Here is a 9,583-nt window from a genome sequence, read left to right on the forward strand (position 1 = left end):
CCGGGGACGGGCCGCGGCGCCGGACGGGACGCGGGCTCCGCCGCGTCGCGGTAGCCGGGCGGCTGCTCCTGGTAGCCCTGCCAGCCGGGCCCGCCGCCGGGGCCGCCGTACGGGGCCTGGCGCTGCTCGTAGCCGCCGGTGTCGTAGCGGGGGCGCTCGTAGTCCTGCTCGTACCCCTGGCCCTGCTCGTACGGCTGCGGCTGCTCGTAGGGCTGGCCGTGCTCGTACGGCTGCTGGTAGCCCTGGCCGCCGTAGCCGGGGGTGTCGTCCTCGGGCGGGCCCGGGTAGGGCTCGGCGGGGGCCTGGGGAGCGGGTGCGGGGGTGGTCGGCACCGCGTTGGCGTCGACCATCACGGCGATCCGGACCGGGCGGCTGAGCTCACGGCTGAGGGCCTCGGTCAGCTGCGGCAGCAGCCGGCCCTCCAGCACCTGCTTGGCCCGCTCGTTCGGGGTCGCCAGCAGGGCGGTGTCGTGCATCATCCACATCGGCTGGGTGCGCTGCACCCACTGTTTGTCCATCTCCCCGACATCGGGGTCGGCGACCAGCCGCTCGACGACCCTGGCCCAGACCGGGACGAGGTCGCTGTTGACATCAGCCACTGGTGCACGCTTTCCAAGAACAAACCAGACAAGTTCTGCAACGGTAGTCAGCGAACAGGGACGGATCAAGTCGTTGTCCACAGGCTGTGGGTAAGACGGGCGAGAGACGGCTGGTTTGACCCCCGTGCCCCGTCCCGCGTACCGTAACCAGGTCGAGTTGTCGATGGCCGCTGCCGCATGTCCGCGGGTCCACCCGCTCCATAAGGCGCGCAGCACGGGCGCCGTGGATTGCCTCAAACCCCAGCCGAACTGGGGCGATGGGCCGGATTTCCGAATCAGGGGAGATCACGCGGACGCACGGTGACGGCCAAGCGATTCCCCGTCATCCTACGATTCACCTCAGGAGCCCCCGAGTGAGCAAGCGCACCTTCCAGCCGAACAACCGTCGTCGCGCGAAGACCCACGGCTTCCGGCTGCGTATGCGTACCCGCGCCGGCCGCGCCATCCTGGCCGCCCGCCGTGGCAAGGGCCGCAGCAGCCTGTCCGCCTGATCCGCGCCAGAGTCTGTTGTGCTGCCCTCCGAGAATCGGCTGCGGCGGCGCCAGGACTTCGCGACCGCGGTGAAACGCGGTCGCCGGGCCGGCCGGCCCCTTCTGGTCGTCCATCTCAGCAGAGACGGTGACCCGCAGGGGCAGACCGACCGGACCAGCGACTCCCGCCCGCACGTCGCCGAGGGGACTCCTTCGGCGCGTGCGGGTTTCGTCGTGAGCAAGGCCGTTGGCCCGGCGGTCGTTCGCAACCTGGTCAAGCGCCGGTTGCGCCATCTCGTTCGTGATCGTCTCTCCAGGCTGCCCGCCGGTAGCCTGATAGTGGTGCGTGCGCTGCCCCAGGCCGCGACCGCCTCGTACCAGGACCTCGAACGTGACCTGGACGCGGCACTGAAGCGGTTGCTGAGGACGGAGCCCGCCGCCACGGCGCCGACGGGAGCAGGTCGATGAAGTACCTGCTGATGGGTCTGATCAGGGTCTACCAGTGGACCATCAGCCCACTGCTCGGTCCGGTCTGCCGTTACTACCCCTCCTGCTCGCACTACGGCTACGAGGCCGTGAAGGTGCACGGAGCGGTCAAGGGCGGCGGGCTGACCGTGTGGCGCATCCTGCGCTGCAATCCGTGGACGCCCGGTGGGGTCGATCATGTCCCGCCGCGCAAGCATCCGGTGTGGCACCGGCGGTTGCGAGACTGGCTGAAGAGCCGGTCCGCCACCGGAGACCCGGTGACCGCCACCCCCGCCGGTCCGGACCCCGAGGGCCCGGCGACCATTGGCCCCGTGCGGCCAATCCACCTGTCCAAGGAGCCTGACCGGTGACCTTCTCCTTCCTGAATCCCCTGTACACAGCGGTGTCCTGGATCATCGTCCAGTTCCACTCGCTGTACAGCCACATCTTCAACCCGGACGGTGGCTGGGCCTGGGGTCTCGCCATCGCCTCGATGGTGGTCGTCATCCGGATCTGCCTGATCCCGCTCTTCGTGAAGCAGATCAAGGCGACCCGGGCCATGCAGGCGATCCAGCCGAAGATGAAGGCCATCCAGGAGCGCTACAAGAACGACCGGCAGCGCCAGTCCGAAGAGATGATGAAGCTGTACAAGGAGGCGGGTACCAACCCGTTCTCCAGCTGCCTTCCCATCATCGTGCAGGCGCCGTTCTTCACCGCGCTCTACGGGGTGCTCGCCAAGGTCGCCAAGGGCCAGGACATCGGCGTCATCCACGGTGACCTGCTGGTGAGCGCCGGCAAGGCGCACATCTTCGGTGCCCCGCTCTCCGCGACCTTCGTGGGCAGCCCCGAGACCAGCGTCAAGATCGTCACCGCCGTGATGATCATCCTGATGTCGCTGTCGCAGTTCGTCACCCAGCGCCAGCTGATGACCAAGAACGTCGACCTCTCGGTGAAGACGCCGTTCATGCAGCAGCAGAAGATGCTGATGTACGTCTTCCCGATCATGTTCGCCGTGATGGGCATCAACTTCCCGGTCGGTGTCCTGGTCTACTGGCTGACCACCAACGTCTGGTCGATGGGCCAGCAGCTGGTCGTGATCCACAACAACCCGACCCCGGGCAGCAAGGCCTTCGAGGAGCGTCAGGCCCGTCTGAAGAAGGCCGGCCGGCTGCGTCCGGACGGTACGGAGATCAAGGGCGCGCTCTGGGGCATGCTGCCCCCGTCCAAGGCGGCCGTCAGCGAGGCGGCCAGCGCCGCCGCGGTGGTCGAGGAGTCGGTGCAGGTGCGCCGCCAGCAGCCCCGTCGGCAGAGCAAGGCCCAGCGCCAGCAGGCCGGTGTCGGACAGCCGACCGGCGAGCCGGACAAGGACAGCCAGGCGGAGGAAGCCGCCGACACGGCTCCGTCCGACAGCGTGCCGTCCGACTCCGGTGCCAAGCCGGCGGCCGCCAAGCAGGCCGCGGCGAAGCCCGCCGGTACCAAGCAGGGCACCCGGCAGCAGCCGAAGCGCGGTGGCGGCCAGCGGCCGAAGAAGAAGTCCTGACCGGTCCCGAGCCCGTTGTGACCGCCGCGAAGAGCTTCGTCCCCGGCCCGACAGACGGGCCCATCTCCGAAGGAGTCCATCAGTGACGGAAGGCACCACCTCCGCCGTCGAGGCCGAGGCCGCCGCCAGCGCCGACGAGAGCCTCATCTCCCGCCTGGAGCAGGAGGGCGACATCGCGGCGGACTACCTGGAGGGTCTGCTCGACATCGCGGACCTCGACGGTGACATCGACATGGACGTCGAGGGCGACCGCGCCCTGGTCTCCATCGTCAGCGACGGCAACGACCGTGCGCTGCAGCGCCTGGTCGGCCAGGACGGCGAGGTGCTGGAGGCCCTCCAGGAGCTGACCCGGTTGGCTGTCCACCGGGAGACCGGCGAGCGCAGCCGCCTCATGCTGGACATTGCCGGCTTCCGGGCCCGCAAGCGCGAGGAGCTGGCGGTGCTCGGCGCCCAGGCCGCCGAGCAGGCCAAGAGCAGTGGCGAGCAGGTCAAGCTGCGGCCGATGACTCCCTTCGAGCGCAAGGTCGTCCACGACGCGGTCGCCGCGGCCGGCCTGCGCAGCGAGTCCGAGGGCGAAGAGCCCCAGCGGTTCGTGGTCGTGCTGCCGGTCTGAGGCCGACAGGTCGACGACCGGCCGCCGCGGCGGCCGGAGAGCTTCACCGGACGCGACCCCGTCCGCCTCGTGCGGGCGGGGTCGTCGTCCCTTCTGGGATGTTTCACGTGAAACAGTGCGTTGAGCGGGTCGGTGGATCCGGGGATCGGAGAGGTCGAGATGGACACGGAGAACGCGGCTGCCGGCCGGCCGGGGGCGGACGTGGACCCGGCCGCTGAGGGGCCGGCCACCGAGCTGGAGCACCCTGGCGAGGCACCGGCTGCCGCCCGGGAGGTCTTCGGGGAGCGCTACGACGCCGCGGTCCGCTACACCGAGCTGCTGGCCACCGCGGGCGTGCAGCGCGGGCTGATCGGGCCCCGCGAGGTGCCCCGGCTCTGGGACCGCCACGTGCTGAACTGCGCGGTGCTGGCCGAGCTGCTGCCCTCCGGCATCACCCTGTGCGACGTCGGCTCCGGGGCCGGCCTGCCGGGCATCCCGGTGGCGCTGGCCCGTCCGGACGTCTCGGTGACGCTGCTGGAGCCGCTGCTGCGCCGGACCACCTTCCTGGAGGAGGTCGTCCGGGAGCTGGGGCTGGACAACGTCACGGTGCTGCGCGGCCGCGCCGAGGAGATGGTCGGCAAGCTCGCGGTGGACGTGGTGACCGCCCGGGCGGTGGCGCCGCTGGAGCGGCTGGCCGGCTGGGGCATGCCGCTGCTGCGCCCGCACGGGCAGATGCTGGCGCTCAAGGGGGACAGCGCGGAGCAGGAGCTGGCCGACTCGCGGGCCGGGCTGGCCAAGCTGGGTGCGGTCGAGTGGAGCGTCATCGCCGTCGGCGAGGGCACCCTGGAGACCTCGACCCGGGTGGTCCAGGTGAAGGCGGGGGAGAGCCCCGGCGGGGTGAAGGCGGCCACCCGGCGCGCCAAGGCGGCCCGGGCGGGCCGCACCGCGAGCGTCCGGAACGGCGAGCGCGGCCGGGGCGGACGGCGCCGCGGACGCTGATCGGGCGTGACGTCGGGCACCTGACGACCACGGGCGGACGGGCCTCCTGCGAGGGGGGAACGTCCGCCCGTCGTCGTTCAGGTGTCGGTGGGGTCGACGGCCGGACACCGGAGTGTCGCAACGTCAGATTTCCGGCATAGCGGGCATGGTGTTTCCCGTGAAACGTCGCTCCTTGCTCTCGGGCATCCTCCGCCGTGACCGGGCGGCGACTGTTGCCGCTCCGGTTTCACGTGAAACACTGACCCCCATGCAGGACTCGGAGACCGTCGACCAGATCGATGACACGCCCATCGCGCGGGCCGCCCAGGCTGCGGTCCGGGCGATCGGCCGAGCGGGTGAGGGACTGCCCCGGCCGGCCGCCACCCGGGTGATCGTGGTCGCCAACCAGAAGGGTGGGGTGGGCAAGACCACCACCACCGTGAACATGGCCGCCTCCCTCGCCATGCACGGCCTGCGCGTCCTGGTCGTCGACCTCGACCCGCAGGGCAACGCCTCCACGGCGCTCGGCATCGACCACCACGCCGAGGTGCCGTCCATCTACGACGTCCTGGTGGAGGGCAAGCCGCTGGCCGACGTGGTGCAGCCGGTGCACGACGTCGAGGGGCTGTTCTGCGTCCCCGCCACCATCGACCTGGCCGGCGCCGAGATCGAGCTGGTCTCCCTGGTGGCCCGGGAGAGCCGGCTCCAGCGCGCCATCACCGCCTACGAGCAGCCGCTCGACTACATCCTGATCGACTGTCCGCCCTCGCTGGGCCTGTTGACGGTCAACGCCATGGTCGCCGGCCAGGAGGTGATGATCCCGATCCAGTGCGAGTACTACGCGTTGGAGGGCCTCGGCCAGCTGCTGCGCAACGTCGAGCTGGTGCGCGCGCACCTCAACCCCGCACTGCACGTGTCGACCATCCTGCTCACCATGTACGACGCCCGGACGAGGCTGGCCGCCCAGGTCGCCGAGGAGGTCCGGACCCACTTCCACCAAGAGGTGCTGAGCACGGCGATCCCGCGGTCGGTGCGCATCTCGGAGGCGCCCAGTTACGGGCAGACGGTGCTCACCTACGACCCGGGGTCGACCGGGGCGCTCTCCTACCTGGAGGCCGCCCGCGAGCTCGCGCAGCGTGCGGTGGGCCCGGGCGGCTCGCTGGTGGGTCAGCAGCGGGACGGCCAGCAGGGGCACGGCGCCCCGGTGGCACAGCACGGTACGACGGAGGGTCATCAGTGAGTGCTCGCAGGGTTGGTCTGGGTCGAGGGCTGGAGGCGCTGATCCGCCCCGCCGCGCCGGTGGACGGCGGGGTGGAGGCGAAGACTGCGGCAGCCGTGCCCGCACCGGCCCCGGTGACGCCGCTGCCGAGTGTCCGCGGCACGGTGGCGGCCAGGGCGGCCGCCGAGAAGCGGGCCGAGCAGGCGCAGCCGGCCGGCGCGTACTTCGCCGAGCTGCCGCTGGACGCGATCACCCCCAATCCGCGCCAGCCGCGCGAGGTCTTCGACGAGGACAAGCTGGCCGAGCTGGTCACCTCCATCAAGGAGGTCGGTCTGCTCCAGCCGATCGTGGTCCGCCAGGTCGGCGTGGACAGCTTCGAGCTGATCATGGGCGAGCGCCGCTGGCGCGCCTCCCGGGAGGCCGGGCTGGAGCGGATCCCGGCGATCGTCCGGGCCACCGAGGACGACAAGCTGCTGCTGGACGCCCTCCTGGAGAACCTGCACCGCGCCGAGCTGAACCCGGTGGAGGAGGCCGCCGCCTACGACCAGCTGCTGCGGGACTTCTCCTGCACCCACGAGGAGCTGGCCGATCGGATCGGCCGCTCGCGGACGCACGTCTCCAACACCCTGCGGCTGATGAAGCTCCCGCCCTCCGTCCAGACCCGGCTGGTGGCCGGGACGCTGATGGCCGGGCACGCCCGGGCGCTGCTCGGCCTGTCGGACCCGGAGCAGCAGGAGCGGCTGGCCGCGCGGGTGATCGCCGAGGGCCTCACGGTGCGCAACGTCGAGGAGCTCGTCGTGCTGATGCGCTCGGAGGAGCCGGAGCAGCCCAGGCGCCAGGCGCCGAAGGCGGGCAAGCTGAACTCCCCGGCCTTCAACGACCTGGCGAGCCGGCTGTCCGACCGCTTCGACACCCGGGTCAAGGTCGAGGTGTCGCAGCGCGGCGGCAGGCTGGGCAAGGGCAAGGTGGTGCTGGAGTTCGGCTCGGTCGAGGACCTGAACCGGATCCTGGACAGCATGGCCCCGGGGGAGGACGGTCTGCGGCTGTCGCAGGGCTGAGCCGGCCCGGCCGGCCGAGGGCGACGACCCGATGGGTGCGTGTTCCACGTGAGCGCTGTTTCACGTGAAACATGCACCCATCGGCGTTCGTGGGGGAATGCTCGACCGTGAGAGGGAGGAGGAGGTGCGGCCATGGGACGGCGGATCGTTCCGCTGACGCTGGACAACCTCGGGGACCTGCCGGCCGGCTGCCGCTCCTGCGTGTTCTGGGAGCTGGACCCGGTCAGTGCGAAGGAAGCGGTGGAGTCGGGCAAGCCGGAGCTGGAGAAGGAGGGGTGGATCTCCACGGTGCTGCTGGAGTGGGGCTCCTGCGGCCGGATCGTCTACGTGGACGACCGGCCCGCCGGATTCGTTCTGTACGCGCCGCCCGCCTACGTCCCCCGCTCGCAGTCCTTCCCGACCAGCCCGGTCTCGCCCGACGCCGTCCAGCTGATGGTCAGCCGGGTGCTGCCGGGCTACCAGCGCCAGGGGATCGGCCGGGTGCTGGTGCAGACCGTGGCCAAGGACCTGATCGGGCGCGGGGTGCGGGCGATCGAGGCCTTCGGCTCCTCCGGGCGGGCGCCGACCAGTTGCGTGCTGCCGGCCGACCACCTGCTCGCGGTCGGCTTCAGGACCGTCCGCCCGCACTCGCGCTACCCGCGGCTGCGGCTGGAGGCGCGGACCACGCTCTCCTGGCGGGGCGACGTGGAGGGGGCGCTGGAGCGGCTGCTGGGCGGCGGGCGGAAGGAGCCGGTGCTGCCCTTCTAGGGCCCGGAGACGCCCTTCAAGGGGCCGGGAACGACGGAGGCGGGGCTCCCCCCGAGGGGAGCCCCGCCTCCGCGCGGTCGACGACCGGAAGACCTAGATGAAGTCGGCCAGCTCGCGCAGCAGCGCGGCCTTCGGACGGGCACCGGTGATGGACTTCACCGGCTCGCCGCCCTGGTAGACGATCAGGGTCGGGATCGAGATGACGCCGTACTTGGCGGCGGTCGCCTGGTTGGCGTCCACGTCGAGCTTGGCGATGGTCAGCTTGTCGCCGTGCTCGGCCGCGATGTCCTCCAGGACCGGGGCGACCTGGCGGCACGGGCCGCACCAGGTGGCCCAGAAGTCGACCAGTACGGGCTTCTCGCTCTCGAGGACGTCCTTCTCGAACGTCGCGTCGGTGACTGTGGTGGTGGCGCCGGCCACGGGAACTCCTCGGGGTTCGGACGGAGGGGGCTGCTGCCAGGAGAACAACGGGTGGGCCCGTTCTGTTTCTGCCCGGCCGGGGCGGGGGTGTTTCACGTGGAACACCCCCGCGGGTGGAGCGGGAAGGGCTCAGACCGCGACGGCGGCGGCCTTGGCCTCCAGGTCGTCCAGCGCGGCCAGGTAGCGCTCGGCGTCCAGGGCGGAGGAGCAGCCGGTGCCGGCGGCGGTGATGGCCTGGCGGTAGGTGTGGTCGACGACGTCGCCGGCGCCGAACACGCCCGGGATGTTGGTCCGGGTGGAGGGGGCGTCGACCTTGAGGTAGCCCTCGGCGTCGAGGTCCAGCTGGCCCTTGAAGAGCTCGGTGCGCGGGTCGTGGCCGATCGCGATGAACAGGCCGGTGACGGCCAGCTCGCGGGTCTCGCCGGTGGTGGTGTCGCGCAGGGTGACGCCGGTCAGCTTCGGGTCGCCGTGGATGGCCTCGACCGCGCTGTCCCACTCGAAGCGGATCTTCGGGTCGGCGAAGGCGCGCTCCTGCATCGCCTTGGAGGCGCGCAGGGAGTCCCGGCGGTGGATGATCGTGACGCTCTTGGCGAAGCGGGAGAGGAAGGTCGCCTCCTCCAGCGCGGTGTCGCCGCCGCCGACCACCGCGATGTCCTGGTCGCGGAAGAAGAAGCCGTCGCAGGTCGCGCACCAGGAGACGCCGCGGCCGGAGAGCTTGTCCTCGTTCGGGAGGCCGAGCTTGCGGTGCTGGGAGCCGGTGGTGACGATCACGGCGCGCGCCTTGTGCACGTTGCCCTCGGAGTCGGTGACGGTCTTGACGTCACCGGTGAGGTCGACCGCGACGATGTCGTCGGGGATCAGCTCGGCGCCGAACTTCTCGGCCTGGGCGCGCATGTTGTCCATCAGCTCGGGGCCCATGACGCCGTCCCGGAAGCCCGGGAAGTTCTCGACCTCGGTGGTGTTCATGAGCGCGCCACCGGCGGTGACGGCCCCCTCGAAGACCAGCGGCTTGAGGGAGGCACGGGCCGTGTAGAGCGCGGCCGTGTACCCGGCCGGGCCGGAACCGATGATGATCACGTTACGGACGTCGCTCACTGCTTCTCCTGGTTCGCATCGCGACCCGCGTTTGCTGCGGGGAGGGCGGTCCTGCTCCGCCGCCCGGGACAACGACTGACCAGTGTCTCGCATTCCCAGGCGGATCAGTACCAGCCGCCCGAAGTCCGGAAGCGGCGTGGCGGAGTTGGCGTGGATCGCATGGAAACCGTCGGTCAGTGGCTGGGAACGGCCTGGTGCAGGACGGTCGGGCCGCAGTCGGGGGAGCGCAGGTAGACGTCGACGAAACCGGGCCGGCCGGGCAGCGGGTAGACCAGGACGTCCACCGGGGCGCCCTGGAAGGTGCCCCGGTCGGTGGCCAGCGGGGTGCCGGAGGCCGGGGCCGGGCAGCCCGGCGCGGTGGGGGAGCCGGAGCGGTCATGGGCGATCCGATCTCATGATC

11 protein-coding genes and 1 pseudogene are annotated in these 9,583 nt (G+C 71.3%); 9 read left to right on the top strand and 3 right to left on the bottom strand.

What is annotated here, in order from left to right; translation table 11 throughout:
- Positions 1-599: pseudogene (locus AE652_RS47495) on the bottom strand (chromosomal replication initiator DnaA); the annotation flags it as partial.
- Positions 600-952: 353 nt separating this feature from the next.
- Here AE652_RS47495 and rpmH point away from each other — a divergent pair.
- The 9 genes from rpmH to AE652_RS26525 all read left to right on the top strand — a co-directional run bounded on the left by rpmH (position 953) and on the right by AE652_RS26525 (position 7,668).
- Positions 953-1,090, top strand: coding sequence for a 50S ribosomal protein L34 (gene rpmH / locus AE652_RS26485; RefSeq protein WP_030305394.1), 138 nt, complete (start codon positions 953-955; stop codon positions 1,088-1,090).
- Between the two features lie 18 nt (positions 1,091-1,108).
- Positions 1,109-1,537, top strand: coding sequence for a ribonuclease P protein component (rnpA, locus tag AE652_RS26490; RefSeq protein WP_049655849.1), 429 nt, complete (start codon positions 1,109-1,111; stop codon positions 1,535-1,537).
- Positions 1,534-1,905 carry a membrane protein insertion efficiency factor YidD gene (gene yidD / locus AE652_RS26495; RefSeq protein ID WP_049655851.1) on the top strand — a complete coding sequence of 124 codons (372 nt, stop codon included), beginning with the start codon at positions 1,534-1,536 and terminating at the stop codon, positions 1,903-1,905. The genes rnpA and yidD overlap by 4 nt, the downstream gene beginning before the upstream one ends.
- The gene (gene yidC / locus AE652_RS26500; RefSeq protein WP_049655853.1) at positions 1,902-3,074 is read left to right on the top strand and encodes a membrane protein insertase YidC; all 1,173 of its coding nucleotides are present in this window, start codon (positions 1,902-1,904) and stop codon (positions 3,072-3,074) included. Before yidD ends, yidC begins: the two co-directional genes overlap by 4 nt.
- Before the next feature lie 82 nt (positions 3,075-3,156).
- Positions 3,157-3,687, top strand: a complete 531-nt coding sequence (locus AE652_RS26505) for a R3H domain-containing nucleic acid-binding protein (protein WP_049655854.1) — start codon at positions 3,157-3,159, stop codon at positions 3,685-3,687.
- A gap of 159 nt (positions 3,688-3,846) precedes the next feature.
- Complete coding sequence (gene rsmG / locus AE652_RS26510) at positions 3,847-4,665, top strand: 16S rRNA (guanine(527)-N(7))-methyltransferase RsmG (RefSeq protein WP_079271995.1); 819 nt, start codon at positions 3,847-3,849, stop codon at positions 4,663-4,665.
- Positions 4,666-4,912: 247 nt separating this feature from the next.
- Positions 4,913-5,884, top strand: a complete 972-nt coding sequence (locus AE652_RS26515) for a ParA family protein (RefSeq protein ID WP_234348544.1) — start codon at positions 4,913-4,915, stop codon at positions 5,882-5,884.
- Positions 5,881-6,921 (top strand): ParB/RepB/Spo0J family partition protein, encoded by a 1,041-nt coding sequence (locus AE652_RS26520; protein WP_074001897.1) that lies wholly within the window; start codon positions 5,881-5,883, stop codon positions 6,919-6,921. The genes AE652_RS26515 and AE652_RS26520 overlap by 4 nt, the downstream gene beginning before the upstream one ends.
- 132 nt (positions 6,922-7,053) lie before the next feature.
- Positions 7,054-7,668 (top strand): GNAT family N-acetyltransferase, encoded by a 615-nt coding sequence (locus AE652_RS26525; RefSeq protein ID WP_049655856.1) that lies wholly within the window; start codon positions 7,054-7,056, stop codon positions 7,666-7,668.
- Positions 7,669-7,761: 93 nt separating this feature from the next.
- On the opposite strand, the gene trxA is transcribed toward AE652_RS26525, so the two are convergent.
- Positions 7,762-8,088, bottom strand: a complete 327-nt coding sequence (trxA, locus tag AE652_RS26530; protein WP_049655857.1) for a thioredoxin — start codon at positions 8,086-8,088, stop codon at positions 7,762-7,764.
- A gap of 129 nt (positions 8,089-8,217) precedes the next feature.
- Entirely contained in the window at positions 8,218-9,183 is a 966-nt protein-coding gene (gene trxB, locus AE652_RS26535; protein ID WP_049655859.1) for a thioredoxin-disulfide reductase, read from the bottom strand.
- Positions 9,184-9,583 lie beyond the last annotated feature (400 nt).

Origin of the sequence: Kitasatospora sp. MY 5-36 (assembly GCF_001182915.1) — a bacterium.
Classification (GTDB): Bacteria; Actinomycetota; Actinomycetes; order Streptomycetales; family Streptomycetaceae; genus Kitasatospora.

Excerpts from the sequence above, each read along its gene's own strand:
- rsmG (WP_079271995.1), top strand. The coding sequence starts at position 3,847 with ATGGACACGGAGAACGCGGCTGCCGGCCGGCCGGGGGCGGACGTGGAC.
- yidD (WP_049655851.1), top strand. The coding sequence starts at position 1,534 with ATGAAGTACCTGCTGATGGGTCTGATCAGGGTCTACCAGTGGACCATC.
- AE652_RS26515 (WP_234348544.1), top strand. The coding sequence starts at position 4,913 with ATGCAGGACTCGGAGACCGTCGACCAGATCGATGACACGCCCATCGCG.
- AE652_RS26525 (WP_049655856.1), top strand. The coding sequence starts at position 7,054 with ATGGGACGGCGGATCGTTCCGCTGACGCTGGACAACCTCGGGGACCTG.